The sequence below is a fragment of the Bacillus cereus group sp. MYBK108-1 genome (assembly GCF_051917185.1).
Classification (GTDB): domain Bacteria; phylum Bacillota; class Bacilli; order Bacillales; family Bacillaceae_G; genus Bacillus_A; species Bacillus_A cereus.
This window is the reverse complement of sequence record NZ_JBQAHZ010000017.1, coordinates 51,925-68,818: the sequence shown is the minus strand read 5'-3', so window position 1 is coordinate 68,818 and position 16,894 is coordinate 51,925. Positions and strand designations below refer to the sequence as shown.

Here is a 16,894-nt window from a genome sequence, read left to right as displayed (position 1 = left end):
TTTTTTACATCTTGATTGTCAAACTGAGGGTGAATGTTATGATCAAGCGAGTATTTCAATGTATTATTTTATTTTTAACGATTACTATGTACGTATCATCTAATACTGAAGCAACAACTGTTATTCCTGCTGAATATCATCCAAATACTGAAACAACTTCTCCTACACAAAAAATTGCGTACTTAACATTTGATGACGGACCAAACAAATATACTACACAAATTTTAAACATCTTAAAAGAAAAGAACGGAAAAGCAACTTTCTTTGTTATTGGTGGAAAAGTACCACATTATAAAAAGACAATGCAACGATTAATTAAAGACGGACATTATATCGGACTTCACAGTATGTCACATGATGTAAAACGCCTTTACACTGGTGACCCTTCCACTTTAATTGCAGAAATGGAGCAAACACAAAGCATTGTCCAGCAAGTTACGAAATTAAATACACATCTCGTTCGCGTTCCATATGGTAGTATGCCTTATTTAAAGAAGAATTACCGTGACGCACTTGTATCGGCCCAGTATAAAATGTGGGATTGGACGATCGATACATACGACTGGAAAAGCTATGACAATCCTTCTGCCATACTCGAAAGAGTACGTAATCAAAGTGATGAACAAGTCGAAGTCATTTTAATGCATGATTCGAGTGTAACCGTACAAATACTGCCAAAAGTAATTGATTACTTACAGTCACAAGGATACAAACTTCTTCCCTATAATCCTTCTTCTCATCTCAAGGTAAATTTTTGGAAAGACACAAGATTGTAACAGCTTTAGTGCCTATGTGCTAAAGCTGTTTTATTTTTCTCTTCCCACCCTTCCCATTTTTGTGTAAAATTTTAAATAGTGATGAAGTTTCGAGGTGAATAGAAATGAAACGAATAGATCTCATTTTTAACGCAATACAAAAAGGCAATTATACAGAAGGTGTAACCGCATCAGAACTCGCTACATTTCTGCAACTAGATCGCGCCAATGTAAGTAGCGATTTAAACAAACTTGTAAAAGATAAACGTTTATTAAAAACAAATACGCGACCTGTTCGTTTTTACATAGAAACGAACACTTCGTTGGAAACGCATTCAAAAGGCATAACTTCATTAGATACATTTGCAATTGAAAATACGAGCCTTAAAATTGCAATTGAAAAAGCGAAAGCTTCTATTCTCTATCCTCCAAACGGTATGCATACTTTACTACTGGGAGAAACAGGGGTCGGAAAGTCTATGTTTGCTTCTTTAATGCACGAATATGCAATTGAAGTTGAACAGCTTCCCAAAGATGCACCATTTATCGTCTTTAACTGTGCTGATTATGCAAATAATCCCCAGTTACTACTCGGGCAATTATTTGGGATTAAAAAAGGAGCTTATACAGGAGCAAGTGATCAAAAAGGGTTAATTGAAAAAGCACATGAAGGAATTCTTTTCTTAGATGAAGTACATCGCCTGCCTCCAGAGGGACAAGAAATGCTTTTCACCTTTATTGACCGCGGAGTATACCGCCGCCTTGGAGAAACAGAGAACGAACGTAAAGCACAAGTATTAATCATTACTGCAACAACAGAAGAACCAAATTCATTTTTATTAAAAACATTTACAAGACGTATACCGATGACTGTTACGCTGCCACCACTTCGTGAGCGTACACATAAAGAGCGCTTTGCTTTACTACAGCTATTTTTCACAAATGAAGCAATTCGTCTGCGAAAAGACATTCACGTTAGCCCAAATGCAATGCGTGCTTTCGTCTTTTACAATTGTCCCAATAACATCGGTCAATTAAAAACAGATGTTCAAATTGCATGTGCGAAAGCCTATTCTGATTTGGTCACAAAGAAACGTGATTCTGTCTATGTTTCAAGTACAGATTTACCTTGGTATATGAAAGAAGGGTTGTTCATTGAAAGAAAGAGCCGTCACTTATACCAAATACCAAATGAAACATTTGTATTTACAGGTGAGGAAGGTTGGAGTAATCATAAAACAGAAGATGAAAAACGCTCTTCTATTTACGATTATATTGATTATAAATACGAAGAACTTCAAGCACGTGGTATTGAAGAGGAAGAATTAGAATTACTAATAGAAAATGATGTTCAAAGCTTTTTCGTACAATATTTTAACCAAATATCAAAAAAAACAAGCCATGAAAATGTTTTTAAAATTGTGGATCGTAATATCGTTTCCGTATGTGAAAAAATAGCGGAACTTGCTGAAAAGCATTTATCTAAGACGTTTGATGAAAAAGTATTTCTTGCTTTAAGTTTACATGTACAGACAACTCTACAACGTTTACAAAGCGGAAAACAAATACATCACCCACAATTAAATCAAATTCGTACGAAATATAAAGAAGCTTTTTCCGTAGCTATGCAATGCATTCAACTACTGGAGGAAGAATTACAAATAACAATGCCTATTGATGAAGCTGGCTTTTTAACAATGTTCTTCGTTGTTGATCCAATTCCTGCCTCACAAACAGAAGTAAAAGTATTAATATTAGCACACGGTAATGGCATCGCAACTGAAATGGCAAACGTTGCAAACGAACTTCTCGGTATTGAGGAAGTAACCGGTATTGATATGCCGTTACACGAATCACCGAAAGATTTCTTGGAACGTGTGAAAGTGTATATGAAAACACTACAAAATGTAAATGGGCTTCTCTTACTTGTCGATATGGGGTCACTTGCTTATATCGGTGACATATTAGAAACGGAGTTCAAAATCCCTGTACGTGTTCTCTCGATGACGAGCACACCACATGCACTAGAAGCAGCTCGAAAAGCTCAGCTCGGTTATTCATTAGATGCGCTGTATGAAACAGTAAAAAATTTAACACCATTTTACTTAAACGTACAAGAAGAAAAGAAAAAACCTCTCTCTCCAATGAAATCTGTTATTTTAACAGCTTGTTTAACTGGTGAAGGAAGTGCTTTAGCTATTCAAAAAATGTTAGAGAACTATTTACGATTTGATAAAGACTTAATTGAAATTATTCCGATTAGTATCGTCCATGAAAAAGATTTAACGAAAATGATCGAGAACATAAAAAAAGAGCGTAATATCATTTGTATCGTCACGAATTTCGATGTGCAAGTGCCGTGCTTAACATATCATTTCCAAGACATCGTAAACTACACAGCGATTCAGCCCATTCAAGAATTAATTACGTATGAAGAAACATATGCAAAAATGGCGGATATTCTTGAACAACAAATGCAGCGTAACGATGGGGCATTACTTATTAAAACAATTCGTTACGCATTAAATACAATTCAAGAATTAATTTCCTTACAGCTAACTCCTGATAGCTTAATGGGGGTTATTCTGCATATGAGCTGTATGGTTGACCGTCTTCAAAAAGGAGAAAGCCTTCTTCCTCACCCTGATAAAGAGAAAAGAAGACAAGATGAATACTGGATGTATATGAAAGTAAAAAAAGCATTGCAACCGATTGAAAATACATTTGAAATACAAATACCTGATGACGAAGTATTTTACGTTATGGACTTCTTTATTAAAAATCAGCCTGTTAAAAATTAATTGAGGCCGTTTTTAAAAATATCGACCGTAACGTGAGTTATATCGGCGATTTTCAAAACATATCGATTTACCGACAATAATCGCTAAAACTAGCACCTTATATAATGAGAAAAGGCTGTTCCAACATATGGACAGCCTTTTCCTCTACTTCTTTACTTTTCTAACTCGCCCTCTTATTTCTCCTCTTTTTTGTGATTTCGTATGAACATTAACATATACATTTGCTTGAATAATTTCTTGAAGTAAATGTACAAATGATTTCCCTTGTAAAGGTCCCTCAAAATCCTCTACATTCACTACACCAGTAATACTTCCCTCGTTCAAACTAATCCCTTGCTCCAGTGGACCATACAAATATAAAACAACAGGACCAATTTGAGTAGACTTCCCTAAATGAATTTGACACGATGTAACCTTTTCTATATTTTTTAGTATTACTCTGTAATGCAATTTCGTTAAATCATCACTAAAAATAAACTCTGCTACCCCAAAAGCTTCTGTATTTACAGGAGGCACTTCCCTCTTACCTGTTAACCTGGCAAAGAAATGTGTTGTCATAAGGCATTCTCCTTATATAAATTTCCCAGCACTACTTCTACTACTTTATGGTTTAGACATAATCATTTATGACTTTTTCAATTTTAATTACAAAGAAAAGATTCACAAAATCTTTACATTAAAATCGTTCCTGTAGATTGAAAGTCTCTTGTATAATGCACATAGAAAAACATTATAGGAGGTTATTTTGAAAAAAAACAAACACATCTTTCACACATTATTAGAGATTTTTCTCGTCTCATTTAAATTAGGACTTACTTCATTCGGCGGTCCTGTCGCTCATCTCGGCTATTTTCACCACGAATACGTGCAAAAAAGAAAATGGATGGATGAACGAAGCTATGGAGATTTAGTAGCGCTATGTCAATTCCTTCCTGGTCCTGCCAGCAGTCAAGTCGGTATGGGGGTTGGATTATTAAGAGGCGGACTATTAGGAGCTATTATTTCATGGATTGGATTCACTTTACCGTCTGTACTTGTTTTGGTTTTCTTCGCCTCATTCCTTAATCAGTTCGATCTTGGAAGTGCTGGCTGGATTCATGGACTAAAACTTGTAGCAGTAGCTATTGTCGCTCATGCCATATGGGGAATGGCGCGAAAGTTAACTCCAGATCGCAACCGTGCGACGATTGCGATTGTAACTGCCGCAATTGCCTTATTATGGCCAAGTAGTTGGACACAAGTCATCCTTATTATACTATGTGGCTTTATCGGCTGGTTTTTATATCGCAACCACCCCATTAGCCAATCTCAAAATATAAAAGTACCTATTTCAAAAAAGATAGCAGTTTCTTGTCTCGTCTTATTCTTTGGACTATTACTGCTGCTACCGATATTAAGACCGTTTTCTTATTACATCGCTTTATTTGATAGTTTCTATCGCTCTGGCGCACTTGTATTTGGAGGAGGACACGTCGTGCTGCCCCTTCTTGAAGGTGAGTTCGTACAAAACGGAATGATGACGAAAGAACAGTTCCTAGCTGGATACGGATTAACACAAGCAGTACCAGGACCACTATTTACATTCGCCTCTTATATAGGAGCAGTATTAAACGGGACGCTTGGGGCAACACTCGCAACAATTGCGATTTTCCTCCCTGCTTTCTTACTCGTTATTGGTGTTTTACCATTTTGGAACAGTGTGAGAAAAATATCATTCATACAAGGTGCACTACTTGGTGTTAACGCCGCAGTTGTTGGTATTTTAATTGCCGCTTTTTACGATCCTATTTGGACGAGTACAGTTATAAATGCTTCAGATTTCGTTTTCGCTTCGCTTCTTTTTTGCTTACTAGCTTTTTGGAAAACACCACCTTGGGTTATCGTTATACTAGGAGCCTTTGGTGGATATGTTCTGTCCATTTTATAAATAAAAAAACGACGGCATGATGTAGCCGTCGTTTTTTCTATTAGAACTTCACAAGCTCTATTCCTTCTGGCAACTCACTCTCTGTTAAAATACGCAATTCCTTCACACGATCCATTACGTAAGAAGAACGCTTCACAAGCTCTGGATCAATATAAGCTGGATGAACCATAATTTCTACCGTTTGTTCACCTTGTACTCTTTCTTTTAACTTCACAAAGTAATCTTCCGTCACACCATCCGCATAAAAGTCACTGTAAAACACATCAGAAAATGGATGCACCGCTCTATCTTCCTCACAACGACGAATCGGAACATTATATTTAGCCGCTAATCTCTCAAGAACATCATGTAAAATCGGTAAACCATGCACATGATGATGACTATCTAAATGAGTTGGTGTTAATCCGTAAGATAAAAACTTCTCAATTTGAGCAATCCATTCTCTCTCAACTTCTTCTGGATTTATATTCCCTTCCCTTACAACACTTTGTTTATGAAACGATCCGTCGCTACCTACAAGTGATGGTACGTCTCCAAGAAGTGGTTCCCCTGCTGTTAATACGAGATGTACGCCTACTCCGAGTAGGTTGTACTCTTTCGCTAAGCGTACCGCATGCTCTGTTCCTGGCATATTCATCATCATCGTCGTTGAATTTACAAGTCCATTTATATGCCCATCAATAATGCCGTAATTTGTACCTTCTGTAAGACCGAAATCATCTGCATTTACAATTAACTTAATCATCATAATACCTCCTAATAGAATAAAAAAAGCGGGCTAAATAGCGCCGCTTTTACTTCTCTACCTTTTTGAAGAACTGCGGAAGATACTCTTTATGTGCTTCCAACATTTCATCTAAAATTTGTTTTGCAACTTTATCTGATGGTACAAGTGGATTGATTGTCATAGCAAGCAGCGCCTTATGATAATCCCCTGTAACAGCAGCTTCAATTGTTGTGCGCTCGAATGATTTAATTTGTTGTACTAAACCGCGAACTGGTACTGGAAGGTCTCCAACTGCAATTGGTTTTGGGCCTTCTTTCGTAATAATACAGTTCACTTCAACAGCTGAATCATGTGGTAAGCTTGCAATTGTTCCGTTGTTTCGTGTATTAACAGGCTGGATATCACCTTTATTATTGTAAATAGACGTAATTAAGCTACATGCTGCATCACTATAATAAGCTCCGCCACGTTTTTCTAATTGTGGTGGTTTAATATCTAAGTTCGGGTCTTTATATAACTCAAATAAATCATTTTCTAATTGTTTTACTACTTCTGCACGTGTACCTTTTTCAACAGAAGCTTCTTTCTCTTCTTCTAACATTTCACGTGTTTTGTAGTAGTAACGGTGGTATGGACATGGAATTGCACGAAGTCCTCGAATAAAGTCTGGTTCCCAGTTAAGCGCTGCGATATTTTCCATCGTAATTTGCTTTTCTGGATCTGTCACAAGCTCTAACACACGGTCCATTACACTCACGCCATCTAAATATACGTCTAATCCATATACCATATGATTTAAACCTGCGAAATCAACGTGAACACGACTCGCATCTACTTCAAGTAATTTTGCAAGACCCATACGAATTCCGATTGGAACGTTACATAGACCAACTACTCTTTGAATATTTGTATAACGAAGAACAGCTTCTGTTACCATACCAGCTGGATTTGCAAAGTTAATTAACCATGCATTCGGACAGAGCTCCTCCATATCTTTACAAATATCTAAAATAACAGGAATCGTTCTCAACGCTTTGAATAAACCACCAGGACCATTCGTTTCCTGACCGATTACATCATATTTTAATGGGATTGCTTCATCTTTTGCACGTGCTTCTAATAAACCAACGCGAAGTTGTGTTGTTACGAAGTCAGCATCTTTTAATGCCTCGCGACGATCAAGTGTTAAATGTACCTCGATTGGTAAACCTGATTTTTTCACCATACGTTTCGCTAAGTTACCAACGATTTCTAACTTTTCTTTTCCTGCCTCAATATCTACTAACCAAATTTCACGAACAGGCAGTTCATCATAACGCTTAATAAATCCTTCAATTAACTCTGGTGTATAACTAGATCCACCGCCGATTGTAGCAATTTTAATTCCAGTCATGCTTTATTCCCCTTTCGCTTCAAGCTTTTTATAAAGATCGATAAACTCTGCTGCTAATTCTTTCACTGTAATCGCATTCATTAAATGATCTTGTGCGTGAATTAAAAGAACACTAACCTCTGTTTTTTCTCCTCTTGCTTCTGATTGTATGAGCTCTGTTTGGAAATGATGCGCTTCATTAATCGCTTCTTTTGCCTTTACCATCGCTTCATCTGCTTCTACCATTTTCCCCTGTTTGGCAAATTGAAGTGCCTCCATCGCAAAGCTTCGTGCGTTACCACTATTTAAAATCAATTGGAATGGAATTTGTTCTGCTGTAGTCATCATAATTACCGCCCTCTCTATAAGGTTCAACCGATTTAAATACCCCTTCAGTTTGAACATTTCTATTACATTATTATTTTATGAATGATAGTTTGGTGTTCTTGTAGATGAGTTTCATCTTTTTGAACATGATATAAAGGTAATTGTTCTCACAGATCATGTTGTCTGTGAGAACAATTATTATGTTACATAGGTACAGAGTTGTTATTTCCTTGTGCTGCTTTTTCAGTACGAATAACTGAGCGATCGCATGCGACAACGAATGGGAAGTAAATCGCCATTGCAATAACAAAGTTGAATAATTGTAAAATCGCACCAGAAGGATGTAAACCTGTTACAAGATATCCACTAATAATTGGTGGAACGTTCCATGGAACCATCGCTACTGTTTTTGGTACCCATCCTAAGTAAATTGCTGTATAAGATGTAATAACTAACACAACAGGTGTTAATACGAATGGGATGAATAAAATTGGATTTAAAACAATTGGTGTACCAAAGATTACTGGTTCATTAATGTTGAATGCACCTGGCCCAATCGATAGGCGAGATACACCACGTAATTGTGCACTTTTCGCTACAATTAATACAACAACTAAGAATGCTAATGTTGCACCAGAACCACCAAGATATACGAAAGTATCAAAGAATGGTTTTGTAACAATATTTGGAACATCAAATGCAGATGTACCATCTTGGAATAACTTAATATTTTTCTCTAATGCCGGTAAGTAAAGTGGCTCAATAATACCCCCAACAATATTTGGACCATGTAAACCAAAGAACCAAAGTACATGTACTAATAATGCAATAACAATTGCACTTGGTAACGTACCCGCTAAACCTTGTAATGGGACTTGTAACGTATTAAAGATATACTCATGAACACTTGTACCTGCTAGTTTTACTGCTAATTGAATACTTGCAACACCTGTTAAAATCACAAATGCTGGAACTAACGCAGCGAAAGATTTCATTACTGCTGGTGGTACACCGTCAGGCATTTTAATTGTAATGTTTCTTTGTACGAAGAATCTAAATACCTCTGTAACTAAGATTGCAACAATTAATGATACGAATAAACCTTGTGCACCAGTCCAAGCTAAGTTTAAACCGCCCTCTTTTGGTGTTGTTGGTGTAAGAATAACTAAAGCACCAAATGAAATAATACCAGCTGACAATCCATCAACACCGTAAGATTTTGCTAAGTTATAACTTGTGGTAACCGCAACCATCAGAGCTAATACCCCAAAGGATCCTGTCCACATGCCACCACCAATTTGTGTCCAAGTTTCACCGAATAAATCTTTCATAAAATCTTGGAATGCTGGAATTGGTAAACCATTAACTAGTACTGCCATAGAACCCACTAAAATAAGTGGCATAACTGCAATAAATCCGTCACGGATCGCAGCTAAGTGACGTTGCGACCCGATTTTACCAGCAATCGGAACCATGTACTTCTCCATAAATGCAATAAATTTTTGCATTTCGCTTCCCCCCTAATTATTTTTTAAGTGTTAATGCATGATCTAAAACTGCTTCTCCATTCATCATGCCGTAGTGCATTGGATTGATAACGTCGATTCCAACGTTTTTCTCATCAGCAAGCGTTTTCATTGAAGAAAGCATGTAACGAACTTGTGGTCCTAATAATAATACATCTGCTTGATCGATATTTGTTTTTACTGCATCCCCAGATACAGCCCAAATCTTTCCTTCTAGACCGCGAGCTTTTGCAGCCGCTTCCATTTTTGTAACTAGTAAACTTGTAGACATCCCTGCTGAGCAACATAATAAAATATTCATTTGAAAATCCCCCTTGTGTAGTATAAAAAATTTATGTTTTATTTATTTTTCTTTACGTTATTTATTAATGCAATTAGCGTGCCAACTTTTTAAAACCACTAAAATCAGTGCTTTTTCGAGCTTTTTCTTTGTGTGTTAACGCTTTCAATTAGTGTGTCGTCCAAAAAACACACAGTGTGTTATAAAACAACACGCTTTTAACACATAACTGTATGAAAATAGATTAGTGTTTAGTTGTCTAGTTATGTTTAATATGAAAAAACACTAAAAAATTTTTTTATCGTAGAAATCTAGTAAAAAACAACATTTTCTTGAGCTCAGTCTTCTATCTATTCTATTGTCCAAGCAAACTCTACTAAATTACATAAAATAGAATAAAATAACACAATTCGAAAGGGGATTCCTATGCCAAAACATAGAAAACAAAGCAAAATAAAGATTTATAGAATAACAAGCTATAAAAAAGGTAAGCATTCTGAATTAGACTCTGACAAAATTAAACTAGAACAGCAGGAAACAGAAAATAAGCAAGACAAACATGGTAAACAGGAAAAACAAAATAAACAAGAACAGTTGGAACCCATAATAGAAACAAGTTCACACAACTTAGATGTATGGGATGAAATTTCTTTAAAAGAAATACAAGCTGGTGAACATACAAATTTATTTAAAGAAAAGAGTAATTACCAAAATATTAATTTAGTCCAAGTAAACGATGTTCGCTTATACTTGGACAAGCAACTACAATTCAGCTCCGTCGATGAGCAAATTTATCATGAAGCACTTGTACATCCAATTATGTCAAAAGTAATTGATCCAAAACGTGTTCTCATATTAGGCGGTGGCGATGGTCTTGCCCTGCGAGAAGTTTTAAAATATGAAACTGTACTACATGTAGACCTTGTTGACTTAGATGGATCGATGATTGATATGGCTCGTAATGTTCCAGAATTAGTTTCTTTAAACAAAAGTGCATTTTTTGATAATCGTGTAAATACACACGTATGCGATGCAAAAGAATTTCTAAATTCACCTTCATCTTTATACGATGTAATCATTATTGATTTTCCAGATCCAGCGACAGAGTTGTTAAGTACTTTATATACAAGCGAACTATTTGCTCGTATAGCTACATTCTTAACAAAAGATGGTGCTTTTGTCTGTCAATCTAATTCACCTGCTGATGCACCTCTAGTATATTGGAGTATCGGTAATACAATTGAACACGCTGGATTAACTGTGAAGAGTTATCATACAATAGTCCCTTCTTTCGGAACTGATTGGGGATTTCATATCGCTGCTAATTCTGCACATGTACTCGATCAAATTGAACAATTATATGTAGTACCAACTCCTCGAACATTACCTGCTATTCTTTTTCCTTTATTTCAATTTAAAGAAGAACATCTAGAACAACGTAACCTCGCTCTTTTAAATTCAGAATCAAATCTTATCTTACATCAATGCTACAAACAGGAAATGAAGTTTTGACGATATTAATAGTAAGGAGTGCTGCCCTATGGAATACTCTACCTTTGGCAAGCATATAATAGTGGATTTATGGGGAGTGGATTTTTCCCTATTAGATGATATGTACTTTTTAGAACATCATTTAGTTAACGCTGCTGATCAATCTGGTGCCCACGTTTTAAACGTAAGTACAAAAGAATTTGATCCGCATGGTGTTACTGTTTTAGTTTTACTATCAGAAAGTCACCTTTCTATTCACACTTATCCAGAAAAAAACTTTGCAGCCATCGACTGTTATACTTGCGGTACGACCGTTGAACCGCAAATAGCGATTGATTATATCGTAAGTATATTAAAACCAAATGAGATGCATATAAAAAAATTAATTCGTGGTATAGGAGAAATTGTTACTGTCGATTAATTATAACTCTTACTCATCCGAGAAAAGGAGGATTGTAAATACCATCAGTGGGATGAACATTCCACTGATGGTACAGGCATATACATAAAAAAACCTTGCATAAGCAAGGTTCATTCATCCACCGACATCTTCCTATATAACTCTACAAACTCACTCGCTAATTCTTTCACCGTAATTGCATTCATTAAATGGTCTTGCGCGTGTACCATTAAAAGAGTAACTTCGGTCTTTTCACCACCAGCTTCTTTCTGGATAAGCTCCGTTTGTACACGGTGCGCCTCTTTTAATTCCTCTAGTGCTTCTTGTAATTTAGCTTCAGCTTCTGTAAACTCCCCACGCTTCGCACAATCAATTGCTTCCATTGAACAACTTCTCGCGTTTCCCCCATGCAAGATTAAATGAAAAGCTTTCGTCTCTATCGTATCCATTGTAGTTCTTTACTCCCCCTTTTCTTCCGCCAGTTTTTGTTTATCCCATATTTTTAAGAACGGTAAATAAATGAAGAATGCTAGCGCAAAGTTAACAAGTTGTAAAATAACACCTGAAATTTTCCCGCCCGATCCTAAATATCCACTAAAAAGAATAGGTGTCGTCCAAGGTACAGCGGCCCCACTCGGACGTGCGACCCATCCCCATTCCATTGCAAAGTAAGAAACAATTGTTAACACAACTGGAACTAATATAAATGGAATTAGTAAAAGTGGATTCATCACAATCGGCATACCAAAAGTTACCATCTCATTAATATTAAATATACCAGGCGCAATTGACAATCTCCCTAAACTTTTTAATTGTTGACTTCGTGCAAATAGTAACATTCCAACAACTAGAGCAAGCGTTGCACCAGAACCGCCCATATAAATCCATAAATCAAAAAACTGTGCCGTAATCGTATTTGGTACATCTTGCCCAGCTTGAAAAGCAACTCGGTTTTGATCCATTAACGATAACCAAACGGGGCTCATTACACCACCAACAATAGTAGCACCATGAATTCCACACGACCAAAGAACATGAACGAGAATAACTGCTATTATTGCGCCCCAAAGACTAGCACCAAGTACACTAAGTGGTTCCTGTAAAATTTGTCCTACGATATTATGGATACTGCCAAAAGAAGTATTTTCTATAATTAAGCGTAAAATCCAAATAACTGTTACAACAATAAATCCTGGAACAAGTGCGGCAAATGAACGCGTGACAGCTGGTGGAACTGTCTCTGGCATCTTTATAATTATCTTTTTTTGTACAATAAATCGATAAAGTTCAGTAGATATAAGTGCAATAATCATTGCTACAAATAACCCTTGGCTTCCCATTAATGCTGCTGGGATAGCGCCCTCTACAAGTACACTCTCTTTTGTACTTGGTATAATATATGCAACTTGAAATGGAGTCGCAAGTAAAAACGTCACAAGCGACAATGCCCCGGATGCTAAAGCATCCACTTTATAATACTCTCCAAGCCTGTAAGCGATTCCAAAAACAGCTATTAAAGCCATTATATTAAAAGTTGCACTAACTGGATACCCTAAAGCTCTCTGCCAATTCTCACCAAACAAACCTGCCATAAACTCGTTATATCCGGGTATCGGCAGTGCACTAATAATAAGGAAAAACGATCCAATAATTAAGAAAGGCATCGTTAAAATAATTCCATCTCGAATTGCTTGCAAATGCCTCTGCTCTGCAACCTTCCCTGCTACCGGCATTACGTACTTCTCTAAAAACCGTATCATCTATCCCACTCTCCTCATGGTTTCATTGACAAAGCTGCTTGCAAGATAGCTTCTCCATTACAAAGTCCGTAATGAACGGATTGAATGACATCAACAGGTATCCCTTTATCTTTACATAATTCTTTCATTTTCGGTAATAAATAACGTACTTGCGGTCCAAGTAAAAGGACATCAGCTTTATCAATATGACTATTCACTTCAGAACCTGATACTGCCCAGATTTTCACTTCTATCCCTCTTGCCTCTGCTGCTTTCTCCATCTTTGTAACAATCAAACTGGAAGACATTCCCGCTGCACAGCAAAGTAAAATATTCATCCCGCTTCCCTCCCCTTTTTTCTCTACCTAAATTATGGTGCACTCCTTGCCACCACTAGGTTACAAATATATATGTCTAGATTTCCTGCTGTATGCCGAGCTTAAAAACAAAAATTTCTTGGTTTTCACGCTATTCCATTTATCCGTATTCTCCTAGTAAAGAGGACTCTAACTCGCTATAATGATTCAGTATGAATTTTTTTATTGATAGGAGGATATATTTATGAAGGCATATCGCTTTCCACTTATTTTATTATCTTCTATCCTAATTGGTGGTTTCATTGGTTATTTCATGGGTGCCGATGCAGTTGCTTTAAAGCCGCTTGGTGACATTTTCTTAAACTTAATGTTTACGATTGTTGTACCTCTAGTGTTCTTTAGCATCGCATCGTCTATTGCCAATATGGATGGATTAAAACGTTTCGGTAAAATTATGTCTAGTATGGCTGGGACTTTCTTATTTACAAGTATTTTAGCTGCTATTTTTATGATTATTGTCGTGAAAGTATTCCCGCCAGCACAAGGTGTTGTACTAGAACTAACACAACCTGACAAAGCCGGCAAAGCTGTTAGTGTTGCAGATCAAATCGTCGGTATTTTAACAGTATCTGACTTCTCGAAGTTACTATCTCGTGAAAATATGTTAGCTCTTATTTTCTTCTCTATCTTAATGGGGATTGCAACTTCAGCAGTTGGCGAAAAAGGAAAACCATTCGCTACATTCCTACAAGCTGGTGCAGAGATTTCAATGAAGGTTGTATCTTTCATTATGTACTACGCCCCAATCGGACTTGCTGCTTACTTCGCAGCATTAGTTGGTGAATTCGGACCACAACTTCTTGGAACTTACTTCCGAGCGGCAATGGTATACTATCCAGCTTCTCTAATTTATTTCTTTGTATTCTTCACGTTCTATGCATACCTTGCAGGTCGCAAACAAGGTGTACAAGTATTTTGGAAGAACATGGTCTCTCCTACAGTTACATCACTTGCAACTTGTAGTAGTGCCGCAAGTATTCCAGCGAACTTAGAAGCAACGAAGAAAATGGGTATTTCTTCAGACGTTCGTGAAACAGTTGTCCTTCTTGGTTCTACACTTCATAAAGACGGCTCTGTTTTAGGTGGCGTATTAAAAATTGCTTTCTTATTCGGTATTTTCAACATGGAATTCGAAGGACCGAAAACATTAGCAATCGCACTTGTTGTTTCTCTATTAGTAGGAACAGTAATGGGTGCTATTCCAGGCGGCGGTATGATCGGTGAAATGTTAATCGTATCTCTATACGGTTTCCCGCCAGAAGCACTGCCAATTATCGCAGCAATTAGTACAATCATTGATCCACCTGCAACGATGTTAAACGTAACAGCAGATAACGCTTGTGCGGTAATGACAGCTCGCCTTGTAGAAGGTAAGAATTGGATCAAAAACAAATTTGCTTAATAGATAGAAAGAGGATGCTCGTTTAGAGCATCCTCTTTTTGTCGTTATTTGTTGATAAGTTGATATCTCCTCTCGCCACAAATTTGTTACAATCTTCACAAATATTCCACATCCATTATCCATTCTCCGTACTATAATCATGTATGGAAAAGGAGATGGAAATAATGACTCAAAGCGCACCAGAATTTAAAGTTTTGCAAAGCATTGCATTTCTCGCTGTTGTTTTGCAAAGTTCCTTAATTATATACAATGAATCAAGGAAATGTCTTACTTGAGCAATCCCTCATTATGGGCATGCTATTTAATCTTGCAAAATTCTCAGCACCAGCATTCATATTTATCGTTGGATTTCACTTAATTCGTCACTATACGAAGCAATTAGTATATAAAGAATATATTTCTGAAAAAGCGACACACTTACTCATTCCTTATTTCTTTTGGTCTATTCTTTACTTATTAACAACAAATGATCTTATTACATTACAAGGCGGAATAAAAAGTTTATTACTCGGAACAGCCGCGCCCCATCTTTGGTACGTTATTATGATGTTCCAAATTCACTTATTGTTCCCTTTACTATGCACACTTTTTTATTGGTTTCAAAAACGAACAGAAAATAAAAAAGACATATATAAATATATGACCTTTTTCGCTTGCCTATATTTTCTATTAATGTGGTTCTCTTCTCACTATATTTTTAATGGAGAAAAATTAACAAGTTCAACAATTTTACATTATACAGATCGATCATTTCTATTCTACTCATTCTATTTCGTTATGGGCGGCATTGCCGCTGTAGCACTAAAAACTTGGCGTCTATTCGTCATGAAACATATCCCGCTTATAACAATATTATTTTTCATCTTATTTTTATTCATCAATTATGAGTTGTTTAGTTTTTACGGAGCAAACTCTATTCATTTAACTGTTTCTACCTATTTAAAACCATCTATGTTTTTATATATCGTATGCGAAATTATCATACTGTATGTGTTATCTATTATGATAGTACAGCGTCGTGGTTTCTTATATAAAACGTTACGTTTCATTGGAAATTACACGTATGGTGCTTATTTAGCTCATTTATTCTTCTTGCAACTATGTACAAAGTTTCTTTCTTTATTCACACTGCAAGAAAATACTATATTATATAGCCTATTACTATTTGTGTTAACGGCTATTATCTCTATTTCAACAATGGTCATTTGTAGCACAATACCATTTCATACTTGGATTACAGGTCCTTCTCCTACAACAAAGATGAAATGGACGAAGGTTGTATTCCGAAAAAATCATAAAAAACTATTCAAGCCATATATTTGATATAATGATACGCATATAAAGAGAAAGCGAGAGACACCTATGATTAATCAAGTTGGACAAATTATGCTATATGTAAATAACCAAGACGAAACAGTACAATTTTGGACAGAAAAAGTAGGGTTCCAAATCATTGCGGAAGAAAATAACGGAAATGGCTTCCGCTGGATTGAAATTGCACCGGCGAAAGAAGCAGGAACAAGCATCGTCCTTCACGATAAAGCGTTAATCGCGAAGATGCAACCTGAACTAAACCTAAATACACCTTCACTTATGTTCTTCTCAAATGACTTAGACCGTCTATATAAAGATCTTTCTGAGAAAAATGTCACAGTTGGACAGGTTGTAGATTTACCTACTGGTAGAGCATTCAACTTTGCTGATAATGAAAATAATTACTTTGCAGTAATGGAACGTAAATAAAAAAGAAGCTATCCGAAAAAATTGGAT

16 protein-coding genes and 1 pseudogene are annotated in these 16,894 nt (G+C 36.4%); 8 read left to right on the top strand and 9 right to left on the bottom strand.

What is annotated here, in order from left to right:
- Nucleotides 1-38: 38 nt before the first annotated feature.
- Together ACTFSL_RS20805 and ACTFSL_RS20800 are read left to right on the top strand one after the other, a co-directional pair.
- Nucleotides 39-776: a polysaccharide deacetylase family protein gene (locus tag ACTFSL_RS20805; RefSeq protein ID WP_000597149.1), complete on the top strand. Its 738-nt coding sequence runs from the start codon at nucleotides 39-41 to the stop codon at nucleotides 774-776.
- Between the two features lie 104 nt (nucleotides 777-880).
- Nucleotides 881-3,556, top strand: coding sequence for a PRD domain-containing protein (locus tag ACTFSL_RS20800; RefSeq protein ID WP_000820971.1), 2,676 nt, complete (start codon nucleotides 881-883; stop codon nucleotides 3,554-3,556).
- A 144-nt stretch (nucleotides 3,557-3,700) separates the two neighbouring features.
- On the opposite strand, the gene exsM is transcribed toward ACTFSL_RS20800, so the two are convergent.
- Nucleotides 3,701-4,114, bottom strand: coding sequence for an exosporium regulatory protein ExsM (exsM, locus tag ACTFSL_RS20795; RefSeq protein ID WP_000207046.1), 414 nt, complete (start codon nucleotides 4,112-4,114; stop codon nucleotides 3,701-3,703).
- A 187-nt stretch (nucleotides 4,115-4,301) separates the two neighbouring features.
- Here exsM and ACTFSL_RS20790 point away from each other — a divergent pair, with 187 nt between their 5' ends.
- A complete protein-coding gene (locus ACTFSL_RS20790; protein WP_440042306.1) occupies nucleotides 4,302-5,483 on the top strand; it encodes a chromate transporter in 1,182 nt (393 codons plus the stop codon).
- Nucleotides 5,484-5,523: 40 nt separating this feature from the next.
- On the opposite strand, the gene chbG is transcribed toward ACTFSL_RS20790, so the two are convergent.
- The 5 genes from chbG to ACTFSL_RS20765 form a co-directional block, all read right to left on the bottom strand.
- Entirely contained in the window at nucleotides 5,524-6,228 is a 705-nt protein-coding gene (gene chbG, locus ACTFSL_RS20785) for a chitin disaccharide deacetylase (protein ID WP_098214310.1), read from the bottom strand.
- Nucleotides 6,229-6,277: 49 nt separating this feature from the next.
- Nucleotides 6,278-7,603, bottom strand: coding sequence for a 6-phospho-beta-glucosidase (gene celF, locus ACTFSL_RS20780; protein WP_000145750.1), 1,326 nt, complete (start codon nucleotides 7,601-7,603; stop codon nucleotides 6,278-6,280).
- A gap of 3 nt (nucleotides 7,604-7,606) precedes the next feature.
- On the bottom strand, nucleotides 7,607-7,930 hold the full coding sequence (locus tag ACTFSL_RS20775; protein ID WP_000989059.1) for a PTS lactose/cellobiose transporter subunit IIA: 324 nt from the start codon (nucleotides 7,928-7,930) through the stop codon (nucleotides 7,607-7,609).
- A gap of 182 nt (nucleotides 7,931-8,112) precedes the next feature.
- The gene (gene celB / locus ACTFSL_RS20770; RefSeq protein ID WP_001168855.1) at nucleotides 8,113-9,417 is read right to left on the bottom strand and encodes a PTS cellobiose transporter subunit IIC; all 1,305 of its coding nucleotides are present in this window, start codon (nucleotides 9,415-9,417) and stop codon (nucleotides 8,113-8,115) included.
- A gap of 16 nt (nucleotides 9,418-9,433) precedes the next feature.
- Nucleotides 9,434-9,736 carry a PTS sugar transporter subunit IIB gene (locus ACTFSL_RS20765; protein WP_001023567.1) on the bottom strand — a complete coding sequence of 101 codons (303 nt, stop codon included), beginning with the start codon at nucleotides 9,734-9,736 and terminating at the stop codon, nucleotides 9,434-9,436.
- Nucleotides 9,737-10,141: 405 nt separating this feature from the next.
- On the opposite strand from ACTFSL_RS20765, the gene ACTFSL_RS20760 reads away from it, so the two are divergent.
- Both ACTFSL_RS20760 and speD read left to right on the top strand, forming a co-directional pair.
- Nucleotides 10,142-11,227 (top strand): polyamine aminopropyltransferase, encoded by a 1,086-nt coding sequence (locus ACTFSL_RS20760; RefSeq protein WP_440042304.1) that lies wholly within the window; start codon nucleotides 10,142-10,144, stop codon nucleotides 11,225-11,227.
- Nucleotides 11,228-11,255: 28 nt separating this feature from the next.
- Nucleotides 11,256-11,627: an adenosylmethionine decarboxylase gene (gene speD / locus ACTFSL_RS20755; RefSeq protein ID WP_440042303.1), complete on the top strand. Its 372-nt coding sequence runs from the start codon at nucleotides 11,256-11,258 to the stop codon at nucleotides 11,625-11,627.
- 110 nt (nucleotides 11,628-11,737) lie between these two features.
- Here speD and ACTFSL_RS20750 read toward each other — a convergent pair whose 3' ends face one another.
- Genes ACTFSL_RS20750 through ACTFSL_RS20740 form a run of 3 tightly spaced genes read right to left on the bottom strand, consistent with a single transcriptional unit; the run spans nucleotide 11,738 to nucleotide 13,683 of the window.
- Entirely contained in the window at nucleotides 11,738-12,055 is a 318-nt protein-coding gene (locus tag ACTFSL_RS20750) for a PTS lactose/cellobiose transporter subunit IIA (protein ID WP_000379645.1), read from the bottom strand.
- A gap of 9 nt (nucleotides 12,056-12,064) precedes the next feature.
- Complete coding sequence (gene celB, locus ACTFSL_RS20745; RefSeq protein WP_000617789.1) at nucleotides 12,065-13,366, bottom strand: PTS cellobiose transporter subunit IIC; 1,302 nt, start codon at nucleotides 13,364-13,366, stop codon at nucleotides 12,065-12,067.
- A 14-nt stretch (nucleotides 13,367-13,380) separates the two neighbouring features.
- Nucleotides 13,381-13,683, bottom strand: coding sequence for a PTS sugar transporter subunit IIB (locus tag ACTFSL_RS20740; protein WP_001023543.1), 303 nt, complete (start codon nucleotides 13,681-13,683; stop codon nucleotides 13,381-13,383).
- A 223-nt stretch (nucleotides 13,684-13,906) separates the two neighbouring features.
- Between ACTFSL_RS20740 and ACTFSL_RS20735 the strand changes: the two genes are divergently transcribed.
- The 3 genes and pseudogenes from ACTFSL_RS20735 (at nucleotide 13,907) to ACTFSL_RS20725 (ending at nucleotide 16,867) form a co-directional block, all read left to right on the top strand.
- Nucleotides 13,907-15,124, top strand: a complete 1,218-nt coding sequence (locus tag ACTFSL_RS20735) for a dicarboxylate/amino acid:cation symporter (RefSeq protein WP_000649376.1) — start codon at nucleotides 13,907-13,909, stop codon at nucleotides 15,122-15,124.
- 164 nt (nucleotides 15,125-15,288) lie between these two features.
- Nucleotides 15,289-16,447, top strand: a pseudogene (locus tag ACTFSL_RS20730) (acyltransferase).
- 39 nt (nucleotides 16,448-16,486) lie between these two features.
- Complete coding sequence (locus tag ACTFSL_RS20725; RefSeq protein WP_000610162.1) at nucleotides 16,487-16,867, top strand: VOC family protein; 381 nt, start codon at nucleotides 16,487-16,489, stop codon at nucleotides 16,865-16,867.
- The last annotated feature ends 27 nt before the right edge of the window (nucleotides 16,868-16,894 follow it).

What these genes read in the sequence shown, in the direction of transcription:
- ACTFSL_RS20805 (WP_000597149.1), top strand. Translation starts at nt 39, where the DNA reads ATGATCAAGCGAGTATTTCAATGTATTATTTTATTTTTAACGATTACT.
- ACTFSL_RS20800 (WP_000820971.1), top strand. Translation starts at nt 881, where the DNA reads ATGAAACGAATAGATCTCATTTTTAACGCAATACAAAAAGGCAATTAT.
- exsM (WP_000207046.1), bottom strand. Translation starts at nt 4,114, where the DNA reads ATGACAACACATTTCTTTGCCAGGTTAACAGGTAAGAGGGAAGTGCCT.
- chbG (WP_098214310.1), bottom strand. Translation starts at nt 6,228, where the DNA reads ATGATTAAGTTAATTGTAAATGCAGATGATTTCGGTCTTACAGAAGGT.
- celF (WP_000145750.1), bottom strand. Translation starts at nt 7,603, where the DNA reads ATGACTGGAATTAAAATTGCTACAATCGGCGGTGGATCTAGTTATACA.
- ACTFSL_RS20775 (WP_000989059.1), bottom strand. Translation starts at nt 7,930, where the DNA reads ATGATGACTACAGCAGAACAAATTCCATTCCAATTGATTTTAAATAGT.
- celB (WP_001168855.1), bottom strand. Translation starts at nt 9,417, where the DNA reads ATGCAAAAATTTATTGCATTTATGGAGAAGTACATGGTTCCGATTGCT.
- ACTFSL_RS20765 (WP_001023567.1), bottom strand. Translation starts at nt 9,736, where the DNA reads ATGAATATTTTATTATGTTGCTCAGCAGGGATGTCTACAAGTTTACTA.
- ACTFSL_RS20760 (WP_440042304.1), top strand. Translation starts at nt 10,142, where the DNA reads ATGCCAAAACATAGAAAACAAAGCAAAATAAAGATTTATAGAATAACA.
- speD (WP_440042303.1), top strand. Translation starts at nt 11,256, where the DNA reads ATGGAATACTCTACCTTTGGCAAGCATATAATAGTGGATTTATGGGGA.
- ACTFSL_RS20750 (WP_000379645.1), bottom strand. Translation starts at nt 12,055, where the DNA reads ATGGATACGATAGAGACGAAAGCTTTTCATTTAATCTTGCATGGGGGA.
- celB (WP_000617789.1), bottom strand. Translation starts at nt 13,366, where the DNA reads ATGATACGGTTTTTAGAGAAGTACGTAATGCCGGTAGCAGGGAAGGTT.
- ACTFSL_RS20740 (WP_001023543.1), bottom strand. Translation starts at nt 13,683, where the DNA reads ATGAATATTTTACTTTGCTGTGCAGCGGGAATGTCTTCCAGTTTGATT.
- ACTFSL_RS20735 (WP_000649376.1), top strand. Translation starts at nt 13,907, where the DNA reads ATGAAGGCATATCGCTTTCCACTTATTTTATTATCTTCTATCCTAATT.
- ACTFSL_RS20725 (WP_000610162.1), top strand. Translation starts at nt 16,487, where the DNA reads ATGATTAATCAAGTTGGACAAATTATGCTATATGTAAATAACCAAGAC.